19 protein-coding genes are annotated in these 25,373 nt (G+C 42.9%); 7 read left to right on the top strand and 12 right to left on the bottom strand.

The window, feature by feature from the left end:
- The first annotated feature begins 86 nt into the window (after positions 1-86).
- From ACJVC5_RS09125 to ACJVC5_RS09105, 5 genes are read left to right on the top strand one after another with little or no spacing between them, the layout of a single operon-like run.
- Positions 87-476 (top strand): hypothetical protein, encoded by a 390-nt coding sequence (locus ACJVC5_RS09125; protein ID WP_408099065.1) that lies wholly within the window; start codon positions 87-89, stop codon positions 474-476.
- A 2-nt stretch (positions 477-478) separates the two neighbouring features.
- A complete protein-coding gene (locus tag ACJVC5_RS09120; RefSeq protein ID WP_408099064.1) occupies positions 479-730 on the top strand; it encodes a BolA/IbaG family iron-sulfur metabolism protein in 252 nt (83 codons plus the stop codon).
- A 9-nt stretch (positions 731-739) separates the two neighbouring features.
- Positions 740-1,105, top strand: a complete 366-nt coding sequence (gene grxD, locus ACJVC5_RS09115) for a Grx4 family monothiol glutaredoxin (RefSeq protein WP_408099063.1) — start codon at positions 740-742, stop codon at positions 1,103-1,105.
- Positions 1,106-1,108: 3 nt separating this feature from the next.
- Positions 1,109-2,368, top strand: coding sequence for a protoporphyrinogen/coproporphyrinogen oxidase (locus ACJVC5_RS09110; RefSeq protein ID WP_408099062.1), 1,260 nt, complete (start codon positions 1,109-1,111; stop codon positions 2,366-2,368).
- Positions 2,365-3,189, top strand: coding sequence for a methyltransferase domain-containing protein (locus tag ACJVC5_RS09105; protein WP_408099061.1), 825 nt, complete (start codon positions 2,365-2,367; stop codon positions 3,187-3,189). Before ACJVC5_RS09110 ends, ACJVC5_RS09105 begins: the two co-directional genes overlap by 4 nt.
- On the opposite strand, the gene ACJVC5_RS09100 is transcribed toward ACJVC5_RS09105, so the two are convergent.
- The 4 genes from ACJVC5_RS09100 to ACJVC5_RS09085 form a co-directional block, all read right to left on the bottom strand.
- Positions 3,186-4,862, bottom strand: coding sequence for a hypothetical protein (locus ACJVC5_RS09100; protein ID WP_408099060.1), 1,677 nt, complete (start codon positions 4,860-4,862; stop codon positions 3,186-3,188). The genes ACJVC5_RS09105 and ACJVC5_RS09100 overlap by 4 nt on opposite strands.
- 10 nt (positions 4,863-4,872) lie before the next feature.
- On the bottom strand, positions 4,873-6,669 hold the full coding sequence (locus ACJVC5_RS09095) for a hypothetical protein (RefSeq protein WP_408099059.1): 1,797 nt from the start codon (positions 6,667-6,669) through the stop codon (positions 4,873-4,875).
- Between the two features lie 212 nt (positions 6,670-6,881).
- Positions 6,882-11,231, bottom strand: coding sequence for a tail fiber domain-containing protein (locus tag ACJVC5_RS09090; protein ID WP_408099058.1), 4,350 nt, complete (start codon positions 11,229-11,231; stop codon positions 6,882-6,884).
- A gap of 86 nt (positions 11,232-11,317) precedes the next feature.
- Positions 11,318-15,658 carry a tail fiber domain-containing protein gene (locus ACJVC5_RS09085; protein ID WP_408099057.1) on the bottom strand — a complete coding sequence of 1,447 codons (4,341 nt, stop codon included), beginning with the start codon at positions 15,656-15,658 and terminating at the stop codon, positions 11,318-11,320.
- 167 nt (positions 15,659-15,825) lie between these two features.
- On the opposite strand from ACJVC5_RS09085, the gene ACJVC5_RS09080 reads away from it, so the two are divergent.
- Positions 15,826-16,815 carry a pectin acetylesterase-family hydrolase gene (locus ACJVC5_RS09080; RefSeq protein WP_408099056.1) on the top strand — a complete coding sequence of 330 codons (990 nt, stop codon included), beginning with the start codon at positions 15,826-15,828 and terminating at the stop codon, positions 16,813-16,815.
- On the opposite strand, the gene ACJVC5_RS09075 is transcribed toward ACJVC5_RS09080, so the two are convergent.
- Positions 16,796-17,752: a hypothetical protein gene (locus tag ACJVC5_RS09075; RefSeq protein ID WP_408099055.1), complete on the bottom strand. Its 957-nt coding sequence runs from the start codon at positions 17,750-17,752 to the stop codon at positions 16,796-16,798. The two genes, ACJVC5_RS09080 and ACJVC5_RS09075, sit on opposite strands and share 20 nt — an antisense overlap.
- Positions 17,742-18,386, bottom strand: coding sequence for a hypothetical protein (locus tag ACJVC5_RS09070; protein WP_408099054.1), 645 nt, complete (start codon positions 18,384-18,386; stop codon positions 17,742-17,744). Before ACJVC5_RS09070 ends, ACJVC5_RS09075 begins: the two co-directional genes overlap by 11 nt.
- 53 nt (positions 18,387-18,439) lie before the next feature.
- Here ACJVC5_RS09070 and ACJVC5_RS09065 point away from each other — a divergent pair, with 53 nt between their 5' ends.
- A complete protein-coding gene (locus tag ACJVC5_RS09065) occupies positions 18,440-18,943 on the top strand; it encodes a DUF721 domain-containing protein (RefSeq protein WP_408099053.1) in 504 nt (167 codons plus the stop codon).
- On the opposite strand, the gene ACJVC5_RS09060 is transcribed toward ACJVC5_RS09065, so the two are convergent.
- From ACJVC5_RS09060 to alr, 6 genes are all read right to left on the bottom strand, one after another.
- On the bottom strand, positions 18,902-19,498 hold the full coding sequence (locus ACJVC5_RS09060) for a methyltransferase (protein ID WP_408099052.1): 597 nt from the start codon (positions 19,496-19,498) through the stop codon (positions 18,902-18,904). The genes ACJVC5_RS09065 and ACJVC5_RS09060 overlap by 42 nt on opposite strands.
- Entirely contained in the window at positions 19,491-21,251 is a 1,761-nt protein-coding gene (locus ACJVC5_RS09055; RefSeq protein WP_408099051.1) for a hypothetical protein, read from the bottom strand. Before ACJVC5_RS09055 ends, ACJVC5_RS09060 begins: the two co-directional genes overlap by 8 nt.
- Position 21,252: 1 nt before the next feature.
- Positions 21,253-22,632: an MlaD family protein gene (locus ACJVC5_RS09050; RefSeq protein WP_408099050.1), complete on the bottom strand. Its 1,380-nt coding sequence runs from the start codon at positions 22,630-22,632 to the stop codon at positions 21,253-21,255.
- 70 nt (positions 22,633-22,702) lie between these two features.
- Complete coding sequence (locus ACJVC5_RS09045; protein ID WP_408099049.1) at positions 22,703-23,461, bottom strand: ABC transporter ATP-binding protein; 759 nt, start codon at positions 23,459-23,461, stop codon at positions 22,703-22,705.
- Positions 23,458-24,255 (bottom strand): MlaE family ABC transporter permease, encoded by a 798-nt coding sequence (locus ACJVC5_RS09040; protein ID WP_408099048.1) that lies wholly within the window; start codon positions 24,253-24,255, stop codon positions 23,458-23,460. Before ACJVC5_RS09040 ends, ACJVC5_RS09045 begins: the two co-directional genes overlap by 4 nt.
- A 4-nt stretch (positions 24,256-24,259) precedes the next feature.
- A complete protein-coding gene (gene alr, locus ACJVC5_RS09035; RefSeq protein ID WP_408099047.1) occupies positions 24,260-25,372 on the bottom strand; it encodes an alanine racemase in 1,113 nt (370 codons plus the stop codon).
- Between the last annotated feature and the right edge of the window lies 1 nt (position 25,373).

The following is a 25,373-nucleotide window of genomic DNA, read 5'->3' as shown; positions in this document are numbered from 1 at the left end:
ATGTGAAGGGTTCTACCATAAATTAATAGGCAGACTTTCGTCAATTATGCTAACTTGCATTAAATCTTATTTTTCAAAGAGGAATCATGGAAGCCTGGTTAATGCAAACTCAATCTCTTTGCATTGTTATGCTGATGATTGCGGGAATAGTTGTTCGTCGTAAAAGACAACTGCATGTGAAAATCATGAGTCTTGCAATGATTTGGGACGTGCTTCTCATTCTTCAAATTGAACTTAGTCGTTCGGCCATTCTAAAAGCTTCTAAGGCCGTTTCAAATCCTATGATGTTGAATATCCATGTGGCCATTGCAGTTACAACTGTCGTGCTCTATGGATTTATGGTTTATACCGGCCGAGCACTATTGTCCGGTCAGTCACAAATTCGATCCAAACACCGAATTTTAGGTTACTCTACTTTCTTGATGAGAGTGCTGACCTTCATTACAAGTTTTTGGGCCGTACTCCCTAAGGAATAATTATGAGCGATTTTCAATTTGTAGAGGATATTATCAAGGCCGGTCTTCCGGATGCACAAGTAATGGTGGAAGATATGACTGGGACTCGTGATCACTTGGCAATCACAGTTGTTTCTGATGCCTTCAAAGGCAAGTTGTTATTTGAACAACACCAAATGCTCATGACACTATTAAAAGAAGAACTTAAACAACGTATTCATGCGGTTAAGCTTCAAACATATACAAAAGAAAAATTCGAACAAGCTAATAAATAAGAGGTAACTATGTCTTTCAACGTACTAAACAATGACATCCAAGAAATTGAATCGGCCGACAAATCAAAAGACATCAATGGTCAAATTGAAGGTCTTTTAAACAGCGGCAAAGTTGTTCTTTTCATGAAAGGGAACTCTGAAATGCCTCAGTGTGGATTCTCTGCAAACTCAGTGGCGATCCTTAAACACTTAGGTGTTCCATTCAAAACGTTCAACATCCTTAATGACCCTGAAATTCGTCAAGGCCTTAAAGAATTCTCTAACTGGCCAACTTACCCTCAGCTTTACGTAAATGCTAAGTTGATCGGTGGTAACGACATCATCACTGAGATGTATAAATCAGGCGAACTACAAGACTACTTAAAAAACAACTAATCCATGAAAAGAGTTATTGGAAAATTAAATCCCGCAGACAAGAACGTCACCATTTGGGGCGCGGGTTTCTCAGGATTGATTCTGGGATATTATTTGAAAGATCAGGGATACAAGATCACGATCCACGAGAAATCGAACAAGGTCGGCGGTAAAATTCAGACCAAGAAAACACAAGCTGGTCTGGTTGAGAAAGGGCCAAACGCTCTTTACATGAACGCTGACGGAATGGATCTTTTGAAGGAACTCAAGCTTGAGCCTCTTCCTGCGGCCAAAAAGCTTCGTCGTCTTCTTCTTATTAACGGGAAGCCAAAGCGTCCGGTACAACTGGGCATTCTTGGACAACTTGCCGTTCATGGCCACAAGAAACCACCTCTCATCGCTGATGGTCTGACTGTTGCTGAATTTTTTCGTCCGTTAATCGGTTCAGAAAATATCAACCAGTTCCTTTCTCCGATCCTGGGTGGGATCTACGCCACTTCAAGTGAGAGCCTGCACTTTAAATCTGTTTTCAGTGAAATGTCTCACATCGCTCAGTTCAACTCTTACTGGGATTTCATTAAGCTTTTGATCAAGAATCAAAAGATGAAGCCTCGCTTGGATGTAAGTGGATCGGTGAGCTTTGAAGGAGGAATGCAGACTCTTATCAATCGTCTTGCTGATGTGCTTAAACACGAAATTAAACTTAATTCAAAAGTGCCGTTTGAAATCAAAGGAAACACAATCCTGTGTACTGATGCGATCACGGCCTCTGAACTTACCCGTGACCTAAAACCTGAAATCAGCGCCGAGCTTGCTCGTGTGAAGTATCAGGAGCTTTCAAGTGTAACGGTATTTTTAAAACGTGAAATTAAGTCTCTGCAAAAATCATTCGGCGTTTTGATTCCACTTGAAACAGGTTTCAATTCAATCGGGATCATTAACAACAAAGCAACTTTCCCGGCAAACAATGAAAACGTGTTCTCATACACTTTCATTGCCAGAAAGAAGCTGACAGAGGCGGAAGTTTATTCGGATGTTAAGATGCTTTACTCAGAATTCACTGAGGAAGATCTTGAGTACATGGAACAAACTCATTGGGACAAGGCCCTGCCGATCTACGATCTTCAGCGCTACCTCAGTGTAAAAAAACTACATCAGTTGGCCAAGGGTGAAGATCACTTCGCCATCTTTGGCAACTATGTGGCCGGTATCTCTCTAAGAGAAATGATTTCTGCGGCAAGAGCATTTGCTCACAACCCGCAGGAATATAAGGAAATCAGATGAGCAAGACCGACTTCCCCTACCTCCATGGATTTTCAGAAACTGAACAAAACCGCCTTCGCGCTCAGGCCGAATTCGCGGAATACACTATTTTTCAGAACATCAACTTCTCCAATGCGAAGAAAGTTTTAGAGGTTGGTTGCGGAGTCGGTGCTCAGACGGAAATTATTCTTCGTCGTTTCCCTAAGACCCACGTTACCGGTGTCGATTTAAATGAAAAGCAACTGGATGCCGCCAAGAAATTCATTGGCGGTATGCCGGCACTCGCGAATCGCTACGAATTCCACAAAATGAGCGCCGATAATTTAAGCTTTGATGCTCAAACTTTTGATGCTGCTTATCTTTGCTGGATTCTTGAACACGTGCCGAATCCGGCGCAGGTTCTTTCAGAAGTTCGTCGCGTGCTTCGTCCGGGTTCTGAGATCGTTGTGACTGAAGTGATGAACTCTTCGTTCTTCCTTGATCCGTACTCTCCAAACGTTTGGAAGTACTGGATGGCCTTCAATGACTATCAATACGATCATGCCGGTGATCCGTTCATTGGCGCTAAACTTGGAAACCTTCTCACGCAAGTGGGCTACCATCAGGTAAAAACAGAAGTGAAGACCTGGCACTTTGACAATCGCCAGCCAGCACTAAGAAAGCAGGCGATCCTCTTCTGGACCGACCTACTTTTATCTGCTGCGGACAAATTGATTGAAGAGAAGTACGTAGACCAGGAAGTTGTGACTAAGGCCAAGGAAGAGCTGGGCAAGGTCGCCAACGATCCAAACGCCGTCTTCCTCTACTCATTTATGCAGGCCAAGGCCCAGGTTTATTTCTAACGTTCAGCTGAGATCAGGTCGTCCAGATCCATAATGGCGTTCATGCGTCCATTACCATCTGAAAGAAACTCTACCTTATCCAGACCTAGTCCTTTGAACTCAGCGTATTTAAGCTCAACAATATCTTTATTACGAAGAACCGAAATCTTCTCACGAATCGCTTTCGCCACTTTGTTTTGGAAGCGCGGAACGTTCTTCACTGTACTCAGCATGTTCTCTTTAGGGCGACCATTGATGATCGTATCGTCACTTGCGTCCACATCATTCATACGAACAAGAACAGTTGGAACATCGTTCCGGTTTTCAATTCGAATGGATACGTCCACCACCAGCGGGAAACGGATCTGTGTAGAACCCGTTAGAAGTCTTTCCATTTTGCTTGGCTTATAAATCACATCCAGCATAAGCGTGCCGGTTTCACCACGTTTATCCATACGAAGAACCATTTTGCTTGGGCCCAGGTCAACTGCTGCTTCATCAAGAGCAGATTTCCAAAGACCAGCATCATAGGTCGTCACAAGAAGTTTATTGAGATAGTCCTCAGAGATACTCACCACAAGGTTTGCGTCTCCATTGGCCATCATTTCATTCATATGTGTAAGCGATTCTTTATGAAGCATACTATTCAGGCGAGAAAGAGCGGTTTGAGTCACTTTGTTGTTCACACATTCAGATTTTAGGAGATTGAACTTCTGGGTCGTACAAAAATCGGCCGGAAGATTAATCGAAATATTTTCACCACGGCTATAACTGCTGAAGTTCGAGATCTGGAACTGACTATTCAGAATCGCTGAGTTTAACCAGAACTCTTTTTTAATCTTATAGTTCTCAAGTACTTTGAAGGCCGCATCAGTGGTATTTGAATTCAGAACTCCCGCTAATTGAGCAAGAATAAGACCTTTAATGGCCTCATGCCTTTCCTTTAATAGGTTTTGAATCTTTGATTGCGAGAATTGTACAACTTTAGAACCAACTTTAAGACTTACAGTCGGGATGTTGATCCGTTCGTAATTAAGTTCAATGTTTTCCGGATGCTTTAACATCCCTGCCGCCATTTTATCAAAGTCAGCATCAATAATTTGCAGTTTGAAGTGATCTTGTTGGTCCTGGATTTTTACCTTGGTAAAGAAATTTACCAGTTCTTCTTCATTGGCCTGGATCTCAGGACGAATAATATCAACATTAAAAACTGGAGAATTATTTCTTCCAGGAATCACAAGAGAAAGCGAGACCTTATCTGCTGTGACCGTTACTTCTGAAGCAGAAAAGTTCGTACCAAGAACAAGACCATCTTTTGCTTGTTCAGCGGCCTTCATATTAGTCTTAAAGCCCTTCACGTCATAGGCAAGGCCATGCAAAGTGACTTTGGTCTTAGCATTAAGAAGATTGAGTCCAACAGCATTACCAAAATTATCGAGAAGGTCCTTCGAGTCACCCGTCAGATAGTTACCAACCGTATCTTCATTAACGACCATGGCACCTTCGAAGCGGTTACTGAACGGATCGGCCACATTATAGTTTTTAAGAAGCACCCTGAATTTTGAAATCAGAAATCCCGTCCAGTCATAATCAAGACGAGTATCAACAATGATATCCGGAGACTTAAAAGACTGCGCCTGTACCTGACCGTACGTTAAAAGACCAATGAGTAGGAAGCTTGTGAACTTTTTCATTATCGAATCCTTAACGTAGGTTTGGGTTCTTGCTGTTAAACTTAATATCTACCAGATCAAGATTGAGGAGGAAGTAAGCTCCCTGATTAATCGAGATCGCTTTTGGAAGGAACACGACACCTGATTGGTTCAGGAATTTTGTTACGTCCACGCTATATGTCTTGTTCACATACGGCTCAAGATTATCTTTTAATTGTTCCATCACACCGTCTTTCACAATGTCAGTCATATTGCCCACGTTTGATGGGTAATTAAACTTGTTCGGTAGCTCCACATAGTTAAATGGAGAAAGTACTTTTAGGTCTAACCCTACGCCACCTGTTGGAAGGTTCTTCACCGTCGGAACGACCTGCACCTCAATTGGGAAGTAAATCACAGCGTTGTTGTTATTTCTTTCAAGGTAAGCGGCCAATTTATTTTTAATCCAAGAGCTAAAACCTGAAGACTGAAGTTTTTTTAGATCTACCTGGGCATTCACGACCGCCACAACTGACTTGTCACCCTGGAAGTGCATTTTAATGCTCTTAATTGAGAAGCCTTTTACATCGGCCATGGCATTAAACACCTCTTGATAAAGGCCAGTTGTATTCACGAGATCCAGAGCACCGTTAATAAGTGGCTCAGAGATAGCAAGGTTAATGTCATGATTACGATGAGCGGTAAGATCCAACTTCGGAAGGGCCCGGTTTGAGTTTCCTAATGTGTTTTTAATCGTCATCGCTCGGTTATTCAGAACAAAGTTCAAGAAACCAGCAAGCTCAATGTCTTTATTTTGTGGAGTTGAAATCTTCTTAAGCGCAATATCCACTTGGGCATTACGGATAACTTCTGAGATCTCCGCCATGATCACTGTCATTGGGTCTTTACCTTCAGGCTGGATCGCAGAACGAACATAGTTTTCTCGATTCGGATATGAATCACGATCACTCATGAATTCATTAAAGGTCTTAAGTCCCTCTTTGCGGTAAACCTGATATGAAGTCGCCACTTGTTTGTTCACAAGATAAACGTTAATCATCTCAGCAAGGTCTGATGTTATGAAATCGGCCGCAAAGGACATAAGCTTGGCAGCAAGGAAGGCCTTACGTTTTAAAATCTCGTCTTTCAAACGAGAGGTATCAAGTTCAGTTTCCTGGCCATCAATCACGATGGCAATTTTAGGCACAGTCACAGCTTGAAAGTTAATGTCCATCGCCGGAGCGTTTTTGCCTTCAAGATTTGAAGTCACCGAAAGCACTGTTACACGAGCGACCTTGCCGTCAGTTCTGAGGCGCAGAGTTGCTGAAAGACTTACGGGACGATTTTTGGTTTGGATCTTTAAATTGGTCATTGAGGCCTGAAGACCGCTACCACAGCTTTTACCATTCTTTGCTTTGTCTTCACAAAGGCTCAAGCGAGCACCATTCACAACGATCTGAGGCAAGTTCAAGCTAAGCTTTAAATCAAAGCCATTATCGTTAGAATTTGAAATGCTCATTTTTAGGCTTTTCTCATCTACGTTACCTGTAACTTTGATGTCTGAAGTATTGAGATAAAAATCCAAGTCGCGGTTTAGGTTAAGATCACTGATCTCATTGATCACAGGAATAATCGGATTAGACGTCAGCTGCTCTTTTTTAATCGTGAACTTATAGATGTTTTGAGGAATCACCACTGTACGACTCGTTTTAGAAGACGTGTTGTACTGAATGGCCATTCTTAGGATTTTCATCATCCCGTTCTCATTTAGTCTCAGGGCCATTTGTTCTTGGGCGAACAGATGAGCTGAAAAAAGCATAAGAGAAAGGGCAAGACTCCATGAACGCATGGGAGCTCCTCAATTAAAGGGTTTGGGTCTTAATAAGCAATCGGGATGCCAAAAAAGCCCCCTAAATACGGGCAGCTCGTTGGTAAGGATTTTGAGAGGTGTAGGATGTTTTTACAGACTGTCTAAAAGTTAGACAGTTGAGTGGGCCTAATTGAAATCACTTTCTCCAGCGAAAGTGAATCTTAAAATTTTGATTCGTTAGTGAGCTAGATTTACTTACAGAAGGCCGCCGCAGGATCTTTTTGGCAGATATAGGCCTTGATGGCCGAATTCTCTTGTTCAAGCTTCTCGGACTTAAGCTTCAACTGTTTATTTTCTTCTTTGATAGAAGCAATCTCTCTCGAGTGTTTTTCTGAATTATCGAAAAGCTTCACCACCATTTTATGAAGCTCTTTTACCGCCTCAATCAATGGAGCGATCAATTTAGAATAGGCCACGGATTTTATTCCTGACCCCTTCGCCGTACTCACTGCTTCAGGAAATACCTTTTCCACTTCCTGGGCAATAACACCCATATCTCTGCCCTTTCCAAACTGCATCTCAGGGTTCTCTTCCTGCTTCCAGCGATAATAAAAACCGTTAAGCTTCACGACTCTTTCCAGAGCATCAGAAATGTTTTCAAAGTCTTTTTTATAGCGACGGTCTGATAAAGCGTTATAAGCACCAACACCAGCAACAGAGCCATTTACATGTAACTTATAAGATGGTGCCGCGGTCCCGATACCGACATCTCCAGTGGAGTGAACTCTCATCATTTCAGTCGAACCAAGCCAGAAACCGATTTGAGCGTTCGCTAGGATATTCAATCCACCTGAATCAGTTCCAGCAACAACTGTTGCTCGCGGTTTATCAGCACCGAATTTAGGGACATATCCTGCACCTTGATGTGATATATAACCATATCTGGTTGCGGATGAAGCAGTCCCAACTAAATGGAAGGCCCTGGCATTTACGCCTGTATCATCTGTGTTCAGCATATAACTAGTTACATCACCGTTAATTGCTCCTTGAATCTGCAATTTAGCAGTGGGGCTGGTCGTTCCAATCCCAATGTTACCGTCTTCTGTAATTTTCATTCTCTCAGTACCATTGACTGCGCCATTGGCAGTTGTATAAAAACGGAGAGCGCCGCCATTGCCAGTAGCAGACCAATTTTCAGTTGCTGAGGCAAGAATACCAGTGGGGTTCGCAGCTAACACATAACTAGTTCCGTCATGACCGGTCATGGCCAGATAGCCGAGATGATCATTCAAGAGGACAGCTGTAGGACTTGCAAGTGTTCCTCGAGATTTACGCATGGTGAGTAATGATGGTGTATTGGCCGCTGCCGAATGTGTAATGGTGAGCCCGCGAATTGCTGCTGTAGGGTCTGAGGCCACTTCAAGAGTAGAAGTTGGAGAAGCTGTACCAATACCGACACGTCCAGTACTCGTCGCTGTCAGAGGAGCAACATACGAATTAGTGCCTCTATTCAAAACAATTTGAGCGCGAGCAGGAGTGTTCCCAGCACTCCAATTAGTTTCTGCATTAAATGTAAGATATCCGGCCGTTGAAAAGTCTGCAGAAGTCGTACCAAAGAATCCGCTACCACCAAAGGTGCCCAAAGCATCATTGGCCAATACTGGGGCGTAATCTCCTACAGAAGTACCACGACTCTTAAGGGACCAATGTCCTGCTGATTGTTGTCCATTTTCAAATCGAGTGGCATAGATCGAGCTACTTGCCCAATCTGTTCCGGCAATATGCAATTTTACGTCAGGATTAGTAATTCCAATTCCAACGTTGCCAGTCTGAGTAATACGCATATGTTCAATCGCATTCCGTGAAAAACGAATATGCCCAGTAGCACTTCTATTAAGGATATTTAGACCAGTACTAAAATTTGAAGCATCAAGGACCGATTCTCCAGGTAAACCAAACTGACCTCCATAATTAAGACCTAATGACAAAAGCGATGCTGCACGAACATTGCCACTGGAATCTAGAGTATCTGCACGGATGGAAGAGAAATCACTATTTGAACCCGCAGGTGCAGTGATATTTGAATTTAGGACTCTTAATGTTGCAGTCTGATTAAGTCCAGTCGGATTTGCTTCAAACAATCCAATGACTCCACCTGTACCGTTATAGAGGTTAAAAGGCACAGATGGTGCTGTCGTACCAATCCCGACATTTCCGGAATTATAAAAAATATCTGCCCCATTCTTGGTCCATTGTCCGAAAGACTCGACGTAATTCTTCACATACTGAACGTTGGCCGCATCAGTAAGATCGGCACCAGAAGGAGTTGCAGGAATTTTTAAGGCACCGGTGGCCGCATTAATGGTCAACGTTCCCGTAATGGAATCCGTTCCGGTTTTATTTAATGAGTTGGAAGCAAGATTATTAATCTGTCCCTGAGTCTTATTCACGACAGTTTGAAGTGAATCACCATTTGCAATCGCCGTATTACTTGGAGTCACTGTCGCAAAAGTTGAAGCAAGAACATCTGTAATAAATGTTCCCCAAGTTTTGTCCCCTTTTAGATACTTTGTGGCATCACTCGCTCCTGCAAGTTTTGCGAGAGGGATATCACCGTCAGCCAGATTCAACTTCGCATAGCCAACTGAGCCATCGGCAATGGCACCTGATGAAACGGCCGACCAAGAAAGATTTCCTGCGCCATCAGTTGTAAGGGCCTGCCCAGAAGAACCAGCACTTGCCGGTAATCTAAAAGTTAAACTTGAACCTAGTCCAGCTGGGGCGAGAAGCTCCACATAATTAACAGTGTCCGATTTCATGCGAACACTGCCAGTAAGAGAGACACTTCCAACGACACTAAGCTTATCGAGAGGGGTAGTCGTTCCGATCCCTATGTTGCCAGTCGCACCTTTAATAATAAATGGAGTCGCTGTCGTTCCGTTGAAATGTTGGAAGACCAGATCATCACGAAGTGAAGCACTCGACGAATTAATACCAAAACCTTGAATGTCCCAGTAATTGGTACCAGTGTCTCCTGTTTGTAAACGAATCGCACTCTTAACACTATCATCTCCAAGAATGCTGACACTCGCACCTACTGAGGCCCCACTGCCTTCAACGCGCACTTCGGGCCATCCACTAGCTCCATAAACATGGAGTAATTTAGAGGGAGTTGTCGTACCGATTCCGACATTCCCAGCATTATAGTGAATGTTCGATCCATTCGTAGTCCACTGAGAAGCAGTTCCAGCTTTTGTATCAACATAGGCCTTAGTTGCAGCATCCGTTGCAACAGTTGGATCAGCAAGATTTATGATCTTATTTCCACCCATGGCAAGCGTACCACTCATGGTGTCGCCACCTTTTAAAACGTAATTACTTTGAGAGGCAGTGGCGAGACCGATATTTCCGCTTAATTTATTAATCGCAGACAGAATCGTATCTGCTGCAGTCACTGCACCTGTTGTTGAAGAAAATCCTGTTAATGTTGAACCAATCACCGCTGGATTCAAATTCTGCCAAGACTTTGTCCCACTCCAGTATTGAGCGGCAGTTCCTGCTGTAATTTTTGGTTCTTTATTACCTAGATCTGTTGTGAGGCCATTGATCTTTGTCTGATCAATTGCCGCACCGGCCGCAATATCCGCATTAGTAATTGACCCATCCACAATTTTAGAAGAATCAACTGCCCCACTCGCAATTTGTGTATTCGTAATTGAGCCAGCATTAATTACTGGAGCAGGAACTGGCCTCACTTCCCACTTAGAAGTTGAAGCATTCCATTGTAGAATGTCTTCATCCTGAATTCCCGCAACATCAACATCTTCGATTTCTTGGAGTTTTGATCCTGTGAGTTTGCCTGCTGCTTTAGTGAGCATGCTCCACGAGTAGTCACCAGAAAGTGGAACCACGGCCCCCGTTCTTCCCTTAAAATTTGAAACTGTGTTGGTTCCAACTGCGACTTTACTCCAGTTAGTTCCATCGGAAATGACCCAATCACCAACATCAAAATTCACGAGGCCAGATCCAAGATTCTGCGAGCCAGCTGTCGTCACAATATAATAAGTTCCAGCTGCTGCAACTGCGGCCGTAAGATTCGGAGTATCTGTGGCCGCATCATAGGTCCCCACATAGACCTGATTCGTAGAAAGAGAAGTTGGTCCCCAACTTGTTCCATCGAACTGAAGGAAGTCACCCGTAGAAGCGTTCATGTGATGAAGCTTTGCCGCTGTCACTTGTCCATTTTGTAATTCAAAACTCAGAGGAAAAGTGGCCGAAGCGTGAGCATTTGAAACAATAAGATTTAAAGTCTTACCTACTAAAAAACTTAAAGCACTTTTAGCATTCAGAATAAGTTTATCTGATGACTGCGACTCAATTTGAAAAGAGTGATTTGTACTGCCTTCAATTTTAGCAAGTGTCACATTCTCAAGGTTCGTACCGGTCACGATCAATTGATCATTTTGAACCTTGACTTGCGCGATCGTTGGTCTCGACTCTTTAATGGTGACCTTGATCCTTCCCATAAGGGAAGGCACTTCCTGACAAGCAGAAAGAACATTAAGGGCGATAATGATTAAGAAGAGTTTTTTAATCTTCATGTTCCATGAATTTATCGTCTCAAAATGCTTATTTTTTAAATGAAATTAACATTTTAAATGTCACTCAAACGGTAAGCAGAAAATGCTTATTTGCAGAGAGAAGCGGCAGGATCTTTTTGGCAGATATAGGCCTTAATGGCGGTATTTTCTTGTTCAGCTTGCTGATACTTTTGCTCAAGTTCCAGAGTTTTTTCTTTCAATCTTTGATTTTCTTCTTTAATGGAGGCAATTTCTCTCGAAGATTCGCGTGACTGACTAAAAAGCTCCTTTATCGCTTCAATGATAGGTGCTACTAAATGATCATAGGCCACGGACTTTAAACCAGTTTTTTTATCTGTGATAACGACTTCAGGAAATACTTTTTCTACGTCTTGGGCAATCACACCCACTTGATGTCTAGCCCCGAATTTCTCTTGATCAACATAATCGTATTCAACACCTTGAAGCTGAGTGATTTTAAGTAAAGAGTCCTGAAGAGGATGAATATTCTTTTTTAAACGGCGGTCAGATGAAGATGTACATCCCGCACTGGTACACACTTGAGTTCCGCCAAATCGAAGGACGTTGGCAGCAGCGATATTTACGTCCCCCACCACATCAAGTTTGTAGGCCGGAGTATATGTCCCCAACCCGATATTATTCGAAGGAGTCACGGCCATGGGTGTAGACCAAACAGTTCCATTCCAATAATTAATAGTGAAAACGTTTCGATAGTTAATATTTGCATGGTTATTCCCGTTAGAACCAAGCTCCCATCCTCTATTACCCCCACTTGGATTTGCTGACCCCATCGCTTCTGAAGGATTCCCACGTAACGAAAATAAACGAAGTCCTGTATACTTCGTGGGATCCGTAATCGAAGCATTGATAAGAGTATTTCCATTGGAGCTTACTTCTAATTGTGCCTGAGGAGAGGCCGTACCAATCCCGACATTACCACCTGATCGAATGACCATTTTGTTGGAGCGAGATGGTGTCCCCGGTCCTTCTGTCCAAAATTCCAAGTCCATCATATCAGAACCAACTGCACGACCTGCGATACCGGCAGTAGCTCCTGCAAAAATATTCGAAAGAAATCTCAATCCCATTGCCGTATCGGGTGTGGTATTTGTGTTTGTGATAGTTAGGCCATTGATACCTGTAGGGTCAGTAACTCCTGAGTTGTCTGTGTTGAATGTGAGATCAAGCAAGGTAGTTGGAGCGCTCGTTCCAATTCCGACATTACCAGAAGAGCTGATTCGCATTTTCTCAGAATTCAATCCATTTACTGTAGTAGCGAAACGAAGTCCGCCATCTTCTGAACCATTAGTGGGATCCTCAATCACACTTCCCAACCATCCATATGACTGAGCATTCCCTGCATTATCAAGATTATAAAAACTTATCGAAGCTCCATCATTCGCAGTAAAGGCATCAGTACTAATAGTCAAGGGACTGGCCGGACCTAGGCCATTTACATTTGATCGTTTGATTTCCATTGTGCTTGTAGGAGTCACGGTACCAACGCCTATTTTACCATCAGATAGAATAGTCATACGGGAAGTGCCAGTAAGAGTCGTATTATTTGCTGCTGTATAAAAATCAATCTGAGTAGCGGCATTATAAGAAGGGCTTCCACCACCTAAAGCGACATAGTTTTTCGTTGAATCCGAAGTTGCACCTAAAGCATACATGGGCTCTTCAGCATTTGTGTAATGTCCAAGAAGAACTCTACTCACTTTGGTTGTAGAATCTGTTTCGTTATCCTGTAGACGAATATTTCCATTAACCTGAAGCTTTTCACTTGGCGTGGTCGTCCCAATTCCTACATTGCCAGTGGAGCTTATCAATAGAGCACCATCATTAATATTTGTGGATTTTCCTGCCATCCCTAACTCGAATGAAGCTCCAGTCTCGTCATAAACTCTACCTAAAGCAGAAAGGGAACCTCTCACATCTAAATTTGCCATTGGAGAATTTGTCCCGATCCCCACCTTTCCTGTATTGAAATAAATATCCGAAACATTCTTAAGCCAGGTCGTCGAATTGGTAATCAGTGTATCAATGTATCCTTTCGTGGCAGCGTCAGTTGCAGCACTAGGAGTGGCCAGTCCAGTAATTAATTTGTTTCCCATTTTTAAGTCGCCAGTCATCGTTGATGAACCATCAACCTGAACGGCCGCCGTTTGATTGGCGCTGATATAAGCGTTTAATTTTCCCAATGCCTGGGGAATGTTATCGGTGGTTAAAATGGGAGTTGCAGTACCACCTGCATATGTACTCAATGGAGTGGAAAGAACTAAATTCCCAGTGTTGTTCAATTGAGTTTGAATGTTTGAGGTAACTCCATTCAGATAACTGAATTCTGTGTTATCAACTGAACCCGCACCAATCTTAGTGGCATCAAGACCTGAGATAGTAGGATTTGGGTAAGTTCCACTTAGGTCTCCCCCGGCATTTCCGGTAGGTGCACCAGATCCATTTGTCCATGACAGATTTCCTGCACCATCGGTCATAAGAACTTGATTATTACTTCCATATGAGGCCGGAAGATTGAAAGTAAGTGTCGTGCCCAAACCTGCTGGAGCTCTTAGTTCAACAAAGTTTGCAGTATCAGATTTAAAGCGAGCTTTACCTGTTAGGGCCATGTTGCCATCAACATCTAGTTTTTCTGTTGGTGAAGTTGTTCCGATACCAACATTCCCCAAGGAAGAAATTGTCATTTTAGCTGTGACACTTGCAGAGTTTGTTGATGTATAAAAGCTCAAATTCGAGCTCGCCTTTTGATCAGCATCAACACTTTCAACACTAGAGATAATCTGACTTAAAATCGTATTTGCATCTGCTGTATTGGTCGCATTTCTGGTCAATCCTCTGAATCTCAATTGACCTAACATATCTCCAGCTTGAACTTTCGCTTCACTACCCAAAGTTCCACGTGACCTGGTTAAACTTACAAATGGAGGGTGCAGATCAGAGATGCGATGAATAGTTGCTCCTACACTTCCATCACCTTTTAAATGTAGGGTCGATTCTGAAGTAGCTGTTCCAATGACTACGCTACCGGTTGAATAATGAATATCTGATCCATTCGTGGTCCATTGAGAAGACCTTGAATCGACATAACCCATCGTTGCAGCATCAGTTGCAACGGTCGGGGCCGCGAGATTGGTAATCTTATTCCCACCCATCGCAAGCGGGCCACTCATAGAGTCGCCGGTCTTTAAAACATAGTTACCTTGTGTTGCTGCAACTGTTCCGAGATTCCCACTTAGCTTCCCAATGGCAGAAAGAATGGTATCGGCCGCAGTCACTGCTCCTGTGGTCGATGCAAAACCCGTAAGCGTCGATCCAATCACTGCGGGATTTAAATTCTGCCAAGTCTTAGTTCCGCTCCAGTATTGAGCGGCAGTTCCTGCGGTAATTTTCGGTTCTTTGCCATCAAGAGCAGTTGTGAGTCCATTGATCTTCGTCTGATCAATCGACGCACCGGCAGCGATATCTGCATTAGTAATTGATCCATCAACAATCTTAGAAGAGTCAATTGCACCACTGGCAATTTGTGTATTGGTCACAGAACCCGCAGGAATTGAAACTGATGGCTGAGGCCCACTCTCCCACTTTAAACTCGAATTGTTCCAAATAAGGATGTCGCCATCTTGAATACCAGTGACATCAACATCAGCGATTTCCTGAAGCTTAGATCCTGTGAGTTTACCAGCAGCTTTTGTAAGCATGCTCCACGAGTAATCACCTGATAAAGGAACAACTGCACCTGTTCTTCCGTTGAAGTTTGAAACTGTATTTGTTCCTACGGCCACCTTACTCCAGTTTGTCCCATCAGAGATCACCCAGTCACCAACATCAAAACTCATGGCACCAGAACCTAGATCCTGAGTTCCTGCAGTGGTCACAATATAATAAGTCCCAGCGGCCGCGGCCCCGGCGGATAAATTAGGTGTATCCGTTGAGGCATTATATGTACCCACATAAACTTGATTGGTGGAAATAGATGCTGGCGCCCAATTTGTTCCATTAAATTGAAGAAAATCGCCGGTTGAAGCATTCATGTGATGAAGCTTTGAGGCCGTTACTTGTCCATTTTGTAACTCAAAACTCAGAGGAAAAGTTGCGGATGCGCTGGCATTGGAAACAATAAGATTAAACGTCTGCCCGACTAAAAAGCTGAGCATACTTTTAGCATTAAGAATTAACTTATCAGTTGTTTTTGATTCAATCTGAAATTCATGATTTCCAACTTTGGCGAGAGAAACGCTTTCTAAATTTTTTCCGGAAACAATGATTTGATCATTTTGAACTTTGACTTGGTCAATTCGAGGTTGAGACTCTCGAATGCTGACTTTGATATTGCCTTTAAAGATTGAATCCTGACATGAACTCAGTATAAACAGAGAAAGAAGAATAGAGAGTGCACTAAATTTAGTCATCACAACCTTAAGGAAACATTAAGCTGTATTATTTATCGACAATTAGGCGGGTGTTCTTTAATAATTGGAGCATTTGTTTAATACCTGACTTATTGAGATGGCTTCTCTCTAAATTTTGTAAGAGGATGTCATTTGTGATTCTTTTTTATTAATGCTCCAATTGTTCCATGAAGCATCTACTTGTACTCGTTCTCTTTCTAGCAGCTCATGCTATCGCCTCTCCTTGGGAAACAATCACAATACCAAATGCGAAATGCGGTGATGGAGCTCCTTATAAGATCTTCCTTAGAAAAGGCCAAAAATCAAAACTCGCAGTTGAACTGATGGGTGGAGGGGCCTGTTGGAGTCTCGCTACATGCTGGGGCCCAAAGCTTCATACTTGGATTCATCCTATTCCTGAGCTTCCGGCCTACAGCTATCTCACCACGGAAGACGGCCCTCTCAGAGATCATACATTCCTCTACTTCCCCTATTGTAATGGAGACGTTTATTCCGGAAATCACAGCGCCAATTATTTCCCAGGTGAGCTCAAAGGAACCCATCATCATGGAAAAAGAAATCTCGTAAAGTCTCTGGATTATCTTAAGGCCGCTCGAATCATCGACTTTCAGCAAGTCAAAAACCTGGTCGCTTATGGATCTTCGGCCGGAGCTATTGGTTCTCTTCTTCATGCTGATACTTATTTGAAATATATGCGACCGGAAAGAAAACTTCTTATTGCTGATAGTCCGGGGCTTCATTACGGTCCAAATTTCTGGAAAAAATTTACGCCGGAGCTGATGCAGGACTTTGGTGAGACCTTCGCCAAGGCCGGCATTCATATTGATTTCTCTACAGGTCTTGTGGCCCCACAACTCAAAAACTACTGCCGTACACGCAAAGACTGGAAGATTGGTTTTATCCAAACCACCCGAGACATTATTATGTCGACCATGTTTGGGGACATCTCTCAAAATGATCATCGTAAGGTGGTCTTAGGTCCGAACGGGATCAGAAACACTCTCAAACAGACAAGCAACTGCACAACTCACATTAGTGAAGGCATTGGACACATGCTCCTCATCATTCCAGATGTGGCCGCAAACAGTCGTGATATTGAAAGTGGTGAATCGGCCAAAGACTATGTTGACCGTTTAATTAGCGAGTCCCAGAGATAGAACGAAGATGGGCCTCTTTAATCTCGTGCCAGAGATGAGAGTCCTTCTTCTTACTTAAAAGTTCCCAGCGATTAAACTTCTGAATCTCATTCATGAGTTCATCAGACTTCCAAAGTTTAGAAGTGCTCTGCAGATCTTTATCATATTGAGTAAGACGAGGTTTCTGAGAAAGATAAGTCGGGTCTGCCATCTTAATTAAATGGCCCTGCATAAAGTTAAAAAAGCCACGCATTTTCTCAAAGTCACCTTCAAGTGCCACAAGCTTTTCAAAAAACTCTTTTTGTTTTTTACGAGCAAGCAATGAAGCAAGCTGGAACTGATCAAGCTTTTCAAGAGTCAGAAGTTCTTTGACTTCATTGATTCCTACTTCCTTCGCTTCCGGATGGTTGAGCTTTATCAAGCAGCAGGCATTATAAAACGTGCCAAGATTGTTTTCTAAAGCGTCTAGAATCCACGTTTTTGCCTCGTAGCTAAGAGGCAAACGCAGATGAGCGCAGGTAAAATCCAAAAGCTTGTTAATCTCCCAAAAACGTGGAGACTCAATCACAAGCGTCGGAATCTTTCCGTCTTTCACAAGCTTCTTCCAGGTCGCGAGTTCATTTTCAAAACTTAAGATAAGGAAACGTCCAGTGATATCTAGATTAGAAATGATCTCGAGCATTTCCGCATTGAGATCCTGGGCCTGGTGAATGAAAAAAGAATCAGAGTTACCAAAAAGACTAAGAGTCTGAAACTCTTCTTCGATCCAGCCCTTTGTCACTTCTGCGGCCATCTTGTAATGAATGACCTTATCGTCCGCACCACGAGTGAGGAAATCCTTCACCATCTTCAAGCAAATAGGATCAAATGAATTAATGGCAAGAGCGCCTTCATAGGTCTTCAAATAATCGCGTTTAAATGATGAGAAGAAGTCCCAGATTTGCCACTTAGAATGCATAGAAAATCATGTCCCTAACGGTAATCGCGGCCTGTTCGGCCATGGTGCGTATGGTTTTTCTTTGAGCACCGTAGTTCTGAGTTGCGTTCACCTGAGTTCCTGGAGTGTCCAGAATTTCTCGAGTGTATTGCATTCTTAGAGGAATGACCTCGTTAAAGATAATTTTTGAATTGGTTCTGACCTGATCACCAATCCCAGACTTTAGAAGAGTGAGCTCTTCTTCACTTGGTTTCTTAATCACGATCACTTGAAGAAACAAGTTCACATCTGTTGTACCGGGAATATAGAAATTTTCTCGTTTCGTACCGATAGCATTGGGGGCCTTGTCCTGGGCCACACGCAGATTGTTTGGCCTTAAAGTGTCATACATCTTTTCTGGAGATTTAATGATTCCGATAAGAATAGCGTCTGAACTCGACTTGTAACCATTATAGAGCTTAAGTCCACTGAAGCCGGTTAGCAGACGATAAGTCTCACGGGTGAACTCCCCAGAGGCCTCAGAAACGTTTGAATAATTGTAAAACATTGGTACAGAAAGACTCTGAATCCCATATTGGGAAAGCGGATTTTCCTGCTGGGAAAAACGATAGCCGCTGCAACCAGCAAGCATAAGTAAAATGATTAACCAACGCATAATATTTCTATATCATGGACAAGAGGGAAGAGCTAGGTTAGTGATTAAAGAACATGTTTAAAAAAATAGATTTTAAAGGTCTTAATTACAAGGATTTAGAGCGTTTTGACTCGCATGACTTAAAGCGAGACAACATGCACTCCTTTTACCAGACCTTCGACTTCTTAGAATTGGTAAAAAAGTGGCCCGAAATTATCGGACCTGCTTTTGCCAAAGTGACCTCCCCTTTAAAGATTAAGGGAGATTCACTTATCATCGTTACGACCCATGCGAGCTACTCTCATAACATTTCGTACCTGTCAGAAGAACTGAAGCAGAAAATTTTTGTTCTCTTTCCACAACTCAAGCCTGTGATCAAAAAGTTAAATTTTCAAACGCAGGAAAACTTCTTTCAACAGAAGCAGGCGGAAGAGGCCAAGAAACCTTCGGTGCCTAAATTGCATCCGCAGGATCCTCGCTATAAGGTTTTAAAGCTTGAAGCAGATCGTTTGTTCGGAGACATTGAAGACAAAGAGCTAAGAGAGCTTATGATGTCCATTTTCATGCAATCTCGTTAACTGCAAGACCACCAAATCTTTTTCTTCAAATTCAGTAAGACGAAGTCCCCCCACCTCTTTTCGAACATGGGCGAGAAGGGACTTATCATTTTTAATAACAATGTAGGCGTGCCCATCAGGGGTCAACAAAGTTTCAATTTTCCTCAATAAGACTTTCCATCCATCGACGATAAAGGAACGTGCCTTCCCCTTTCGAAGATCTTGCGAGGCCTCACCATGTCCCGGTAAATAATAAGGGGGATTTGAAACAATCAGATCAAAGGTCATCCCGGGGTTCCATTCTCCAATGGAACCAATAATGACTTCAAGGTCATAACTCCCTTTCTTTTGAGTCACAGAATTTTTTTCTAAGAACGGTAAGAAGTCCGGTTGCAGTTCCAAAAGAGTTACTGAATCCGGACTCAGTCGATTTGAAAGTTCAATTCCAATCACACCGGTGCCCGCTCCGATATCTAGAATATGGGAAGCAGTTTTCATTCTTTGGGAGATCCAGTTAACTAAAAAAAGTGAGTCCTGATTAAAGCGATAAAAATCAGGCTGAAGATAATCACTCATGGGTGATAAATTGAATCGTCGTTTGAACCAGTTCCGGATTGATGTCCCCCAGCTCAATGAGTTTATACAAACTCATCATAAAGGACGGAGCATGCGCCAAGTTACTTTTCAAATAGGGTCTTCTACTCGGAAGAAAACTTTTGCCACTTTTCTTCGAAAACACATCAGCGAGTTTTTCGTTTTCCATGAGATAGATAAACCAAAGCTGATCTTCTTTTTCAATCTTCTCAATTTCGGGGGTCATGCTGTCTGAGATGAGTGGATTAATATCCAGAAAAGGCCAGATCCAATAGGCCTGTTCATTCAGCGGAAATCTTTGAGTATTTCTTAGGCGCTTCACTCTCACTGTCTCGCTGACATCGGCCAGGCGAAGATAATGCACAAATGATGGAGCAAGTTCTTCAATATAACGTAGATTAATCTTTTCTTCTAATTCACTTACATCAATATCTTTTGCCATGTTCACGAGTCCCTCTTCATTGTAGAAACTTGTGATGTAAAGTCCGAACAGCTCGAATGCTCTTCGGTCCGCCGGATGCTTGGCAAACTTCTTCAAGATCTGCCCAAATTGAAGACTCGCAAGACGATGGTAAAAGCTTTCTACCTGAGGGCGCTTCTCCCAATTCACACGAGGAGGAGTATTCACGATACTTCGGAGGATATTATCCGAACGAGTAATATTTCCAATCATCAGGTACAGATAAGAGCGCAGGACCTGCTCAGGAAGGGTGTCCTCGGGCACATCGTCTAATATATCAATGATCTGATTTTTTACTTTAGCATCGGTGATGAGATTGAAACTGGTGTTAATGATCTCATTCAAAAAACTTTGTTTCTTTTGATCTTTGGCATCCAGAGGTTTTGATTTTGATACCCACTTAAGCCAACGCTTTAAAGGATGAGTATCAGAAAGCTTCAATACGCAGTCTCTCAGACGAATCAGAAACTTTTCGTTCAAAACTTCTGGAGGATGAAGAATCACTCCTAACTGATAAATGTCCGTCTTTAGATCTTCACAGGTGATCTCTTCAATATCAAAGGAACTCGCCACCACAAAACCATTAAGTCCAATGACTGGACGGAAACTCACCTTTTCAATGACAACAGAACTTTCTAGAAGCTTTTTTTTTTCGGCCGGAGTTTCATCCTCCTGGGCGTGAGCAGATTGAATCAGCGTGGGAACTGAGTACGTCATCTCACCTTCAAAGAGGGAGCGAATGATTGTTTTGCGGAAATAGATGAGAAGGAAAAGAACGACGAAACCAATAATACCAAGATACTTTAAGTAACCTTGCTTCTTGAGGGGCCTAACGGGCGCACCCTTGGTCTTTACTTTGGCGTTATTTTTTTTTTTAGGATCCTGAGACCCTGTTTCTTTAACAGTAGAGAATTGTGATTTGTGTGCAGGCGGTGGCAGGTCAGGAACCGGTGGGACTGCGGCCTCGTCCTTATTAAGCATGGAAAGACTAATACCACCAACTAATGTGATGTCATCCGTCTCTGGCCCAGGTGCCTGGCCATGAGTAATAACATCTTTTGCTTCTGAGATGGGATTGAACGGCTGAGTTTCAGCTCCATACAGGTATTTGGCCACCATATCATCTTCACGAATAAAGAACCAAAAACCGTTTCCAGAACAAACTTCATCATCTGGCTTAATCGAACCATTTTTATATAGCTCTAGCACCTTCTCTTTTGAGATGGGTCCTAAGATATGATTCGATTTTGTTCTAATCAGCCAGTTTTTATCCATATTATCTTGCGAAAATACCAATTAATGCCGCTAGATCCTGGTCACTAAAGCGTAGACCCATAGAGAGTGTAGCACTTTGTTTACCGTCTTTAGAAATCAAATCCTCACCTGCGATACGCGCAAATAGCACGTTCCAGATTTTAAACTCACCCATTAAACGAAGGTTTGGTCCTGCGTCTTTCTGGTAGTCAAACAACTCCATCCCCGTTCTGATACCCCAATCCGGGAAGAAATAATCTAGACCAACACCACCCGTCGACTCGATCAAACCTGCACGAAGACCGAAGCGTTGAATGCGTCGACCAATTTGGAAGTTGAATTTAAAGTCGTCTTTGTTGATTTTACGAACACTTGTTTTTGTTTCAGGTCCACCGTTCGTTGATGTGAAGGTATCAGTTTCTTTTTCAGACTGCGGTCCGAAATCGTTGGTTACAATACCAAGACGGAAGAAACGCTCAGGTGCCGGGTAAATATCAAGATCGAAACGAGTATCAGATCCCGTACGAGTGTTAGCACCCGTTGAAAGACCAATGTCCGCTTCAATGTTATTAATACGGTTAACAAGACGGTTAACTGAAGAAAGGGTCTGTGACACTTGGTCTACTACCGCATCGTCACGAAGAAGCTTACCAACAGTACCTTTACCGTCTTTAACGTCCGCCACAATCACACGTAGATCAGAAACTGTGGCATCCACTTTATCCAGGATAGGTCCGATTTTTGAAAGATCGGCCATCAAAGAATCTTTTTGATAACGGTCAGTTTCGTGAGCAAGTTGTGAAGAAAGCTGTTCGATATCATCAATGATCTTGTTCACTTTCTCTTCATTGCTATCAGTAATACGTCTTAAGCTCGCGGTAACTTCGTTGATGTTTTCAACGATCTGCTTGACCACGTTGCGGCCTTCATCATCTCTCAAGGCCTCTTTAATTCCTGCCGTGATCTCTTTCACATCTTTAAGTACTGCTGAAGCGTCTTTCGCAAGACTATCAAAACCTTCTCCACCCTCAGTCGTAATAAAAGAACCTTCAGGTAGTTTCTGATCAGTTTCAGCACCAAGATCAATGTCGATGAATTTATCACCCAGTAGACCCACGCTTTTGATTTTCAATTTAGCGTTTGGAGTAACTTTTACATTTTCGAGAATTTCAAAAGTGATGAGAGCATCTCTTCCGGCAAGCTCGATGCTTTTGATTTTACCGGCATTAATACCCGCAACCTTAATTGGGGTCTTTTCAAAAATACCGGAAGCATCTTTTACGAGAGTTTTATATTCAATATGTTTACCAAAACCAGATTGGTTCTGCGTAATTTTTAAAGACATTACCACTACACTGGCCATCGCCGCCAATGTCAGGAGTCCTACTTTCAGTGGATTCAAGGAATTTTACTCCATCAAAATTCAATAACACTTACTATCGGTTATTACTAAAGATGATAAACGATTCCGGTTATAACTCAAGGAATCTTCGAATGACCGGATTTTCCGATTTTTTAAAAGATTCCACATCCAAATGCTCAACTACACGTCCCTTTTCCATGAAGACGATATAGTCTGAGTATTTAAGTGTGGCATGGATATCATGTGAAATAATAATTGAAGTAAAGCCTCTATGTTCATTACGACGATGAGTATCTCTCATTAAGTCGTACACTACGTGTGTTGTGATGGGATCTAGACCAGAGGTCGGCTCATCATAAAGCATGATATGCGGATCCAAGGCCAGACCACGGGCAAGCCCCACTCTTTTTCTCATCCCTCCGGATAATTCCGACGGAAGTCGTCTGGCTGCCTCTTTGCTGATTCCTACAGAATCCAGAAGTCCAAAAACCTTATTGGCAATCTCTTCTTCGTTCATTTTAGTAAATTCGCGCAGAGGAAAGGCCACATTTTCATAGGAAGAGAGAAAATCAAACAGGGCCGCATACTGGAAAACCATTCCGAAGTTTCGACGAAACTCGCGAAGCTCCAGCTCACCTAGTTTATTAATCGCCGTTCCTAATACCACCACATCGCCTTCAGATGGATCAACCAGACCCAGGATGTGTTTCATCAGCGTAGTTTTACCTGCACCTGAGAACCCCAGGATGGTGGTGATTTTCCCACGATGGATACCAAAATTTAAATTGTGAAGAATCGTTGATTCACCAAAAGTTTTAGTGAGCCCCTTAAATTCTACTGAATATTCGCCTGTAAATTCTTCGGTCATAGGATTTTCGCCAAAAAGCTAGTGAGGAAGAAGTCCACTACAAGAACAGTGATCATTCCCCATACCACTGCCATGTTCGTCCCTTTGCCCACACCCTCAGCGCCACCTTGTACGGTAAAGCCCTGGTAAGTTCCAATGATACCAATGAGGTAACCAAAAACGGTCGCCTTAATAAGACCCTCGGCAACCATTCCAAGATTCATGAAGTCACTGATCTTAGATGAATACAATGTTTCATCAATCTGAATCATCTTCACACCAACAAGCCATGATCCCCAGTAACCAATCAAAAGAAAGATTCCTGAAAGAAGTGGCATCGCAAGCATTGAACCTAAAATTCGTGGAACAGCGAGATACTGATAGCTGTTAATTCCCATTACTTCCAGAGCATCAATCTGCTCTGTCACTTTCATACTTCCGATTTGAGCGGCCATGGCGGCCCCACAACGGCCGGCAACGACCAGACCGGAGAGCACCGGAGCAAGTTCTTTCGCCAGAGAAATTGTCACGATCGGGCCAATGAATGAATCAGTGTTGATCGCTTTCATCCCAAGATAAATCTGGAACGCAAACACGGCACCGGTAAAACTTGAAGTCAGGAAAATAATGAACACGGACTTATTGCCCATGAAATAAATTTGATCAAAGAGCAAACGGAAACGGAAAGGAGGCTTGAAGGTCCAGAAGATGGTCTTCATGGTAAATTCAGAAAATTCCCCCAGACCTTTAATCAGATCCAGAACGGTCTCGCCCACATAACTAATTCGATTCTCAACCAACGCTTTAACCTTCATGGTCCTACTTTACTTTATAAATTCTCGGGATTCGACTCGAGATCCCGCACATCAACTGATAAGCAATTGTCTTGTTCTGAGTCGCAATATCAGTGATCACACGATTATCGTGGTTCCAGATTTCAATTCTATCATCAACTTTAATTTTTGAAGCAACTTCCGAATCAAAGAAGATGTAGGCCACGTCCATACTGATGCGACCGAAGATATAACCTTCATGTCCATTTACTTTAAGTCGAGTTCCACTGAAGTAGGTGAACATACCGTCACCATAACCAATGGGAATGACCACCATGTAACCGTCTTTAGGAGTGACATTCACACCGTATCCAACTGGCACACCTTTCTTCACATGAAATGTCGAAAGAACCTTTGTCACGAGACGTGAACACTGGGCCCCATTCCAAATAATGGGATCAGTCACGCTTGGAGGACCATAAAGCATAAGTCCCGGGCGAACAAAAGTTTCTTCTACGCCAAACTTCTGTTCAATGGCACCGGAGTTAGAAACAGATGTTCCCCTTATCTCTACCCCAGCTTCCAGAAGAGCGGTTCTCATTTTATTGAACTCATCCATCTGACGATGGGTCTTGTCCCCTGCCTTTAAAACTTCCGACGAACGAGCAAAGTGAGTCATCAAATGCTCAATCCCACGCTCTTTGAGACGAGGAACAAACGGCTCCAACTCTTCCCAGGTAAAACCAAGACGGTTCATACCAGTGTTGAGTTTCACGATCAAAGGCATGCGTTTAAAAGATGGATCTTTGAGCACCAATTCCAAGTCACGAGGCTGGGCAAGTACCGGAGTGATGTTGAGATTCAGATACGCTTGTCTTAGATCTGAATCGTGAAGTTCAGTGTCGGAGTAAACAATGAGGTCGGCCTTCATATCGGGACATTCTTCCGTAATGTGAAGGGCCTCGGCCAAAGTACCACAGCCAAGTTTTTTTACTCCTCGTTCACGAACCAAGAACTGAGCGATGGGAATCATACCATTGCCATAGGCGTTGGACTTTACCATCGGAACAATTTCCGCGCGTGGTGCGAGTTCTTGTATTTTATCGAAGTTCTGGCCAATATGACCAAGATTCACTTCAAGATAAGTCGAGTGGCGCATA

Source organism: Peredibacter sp. HCB2-198 (assembly GCF_045999315.1).
Classification (GTDB): domain Bacteria; phylum Bdellovibrionota; class Bacteriovoracia; order Bacteriovoracales; family Bacteriovoracaceae; genus Peredibacter.
Note: the sequence above shows the minus strand (reverse complement) of the source record. Positions and strands in the feature narration are given on the sequence as shown.

Bases quoted from the DNA above. Each gene is read 5' to 3' on its own strand.
- ACJVC5_RS09125 (WP_408099065.1), top strand. From the start codon at position 87: ATGGAAGCCTGGTTAATGCAAACTCAATCTCTTTGCATTGTTATGCTG.
- ACJVC5_RS09120 (WP_408099064.1), top strand. From the start codon at position 479: ATGAGCGATTTTCAATTTGTAGAGGATATTATCAAGGCCGGTCTTCCG.
- grxD (WP_408099063.1), top strand. From the start codon at position 740: ATGTCTTTCAACGTACTAAACAATGACATCCAAGAAATTGAATCGGCC.
- ACJVC5_RS09110 (WP_408099062.1), top strand. From the start codon at position 1,109: ATGAAAAGAGTTATTGGAAAATTAAATCCCGCAGACAAGAACGTCACC.
- ACJVC5_RS09105 (WP_408099061.1), top strand. From the start codon at position 2,365: ATGAGCAAGACCGACTTCCCCTACCTCCATGGATTTTCAGAAACTGAA.
- ACJVC5_RS09100 (WP_408099060.1), bottom strand. From the start codon at position 4,862: ATGAAAAAGTTCACAAGCTTCCTACTCATTGGTCTTTTAACGTACGGT.
- ACJVC5_RS09095 (WP_408099059.1), bottom strand. From the start codon at position 6,669: ATGCGTTCATGGAGTCTTGCCCTTTCTCTTATGCTTTTTTCAGCTCAT.
- ACJVC5_RS09090 (WP_408099058.1), bottom strand. From the start codon at position 11,231: ATGAAGATTAAAAAACTCTTCTTAATCATTATCGCCCTTAATGTTCTT.
- ACJVC5_RS09085 (WP_408099057.1), bottom strand. From the start codon at position 15,658: ATGACTAAATTTAGTGCACTCTCTATTCTTCTTTCTCTGTTTATACTG.
- ACJVC5_RS09080 (WP_408099056.1), top strand. From the start codon at position 15,826: ATGAAGCATCTACTTGTACTCGTTCTCTTTCTAGCAGCTCATGCTATC.
- ACJVC5_RS09075 (WP_408099055.1), bottom strand. From the start codon at position 17,752: ATGCATTCTAAGTGGCAAATCTGGGACTTCTTCTCATCATTTAAACGC.
- ACJVC5_RS09070 (WP_408099054.1), bottom strand. From the start codon at position 18,386: ATGCGTTGGTTAATCATTTTACTTATGCTTGCTGGTTGCAGCGGCTAT.
- ACJVC5_RS09065 (WP_408099053.1), top strand. From the start codon at position 18,440: ATGTTTAAAAAAATAGATTTTAAAGGTCTTAATTACAAGGATTTAGAG.
- ACJVC5_RS09060 (WP_408099052.1), bottom strand. From the start codon at position 19,498: ATGAGTGATTATCTTCAGCCTGATTTTTATCGCTTTAATCAGGACTCA.
- ACJVC5_RS09055 (WP_408099051.1), bottom strand. From the start codon at position 21,251: ATGGATAAAAACTGGCTGATTAGAACAAAATCGAATCATATCTTAGGA.
- ACJVC5_RS09045 (WP_408099049.1), bottom strand. From the start codon at position 23,461: ATGACCGAAGAATTTACAGGCGAATATTCAGTAGAATTTAAGGGGCTC.
- ACJVC5_RS09040 (WP_408099048.1), bottom strand. From the start codon at position 24,255: ATGAAGGTTAAAGCGTTGGTTGAGAATCGAATTAGTTATGTGGGCGAG.
- alr (WP_408099047.1), bottom strand. From the start codon at position 25,372: ATGCGCCACTCGACTTATCTTGAAGTGAATCTTGGTCATATTGGCCAG.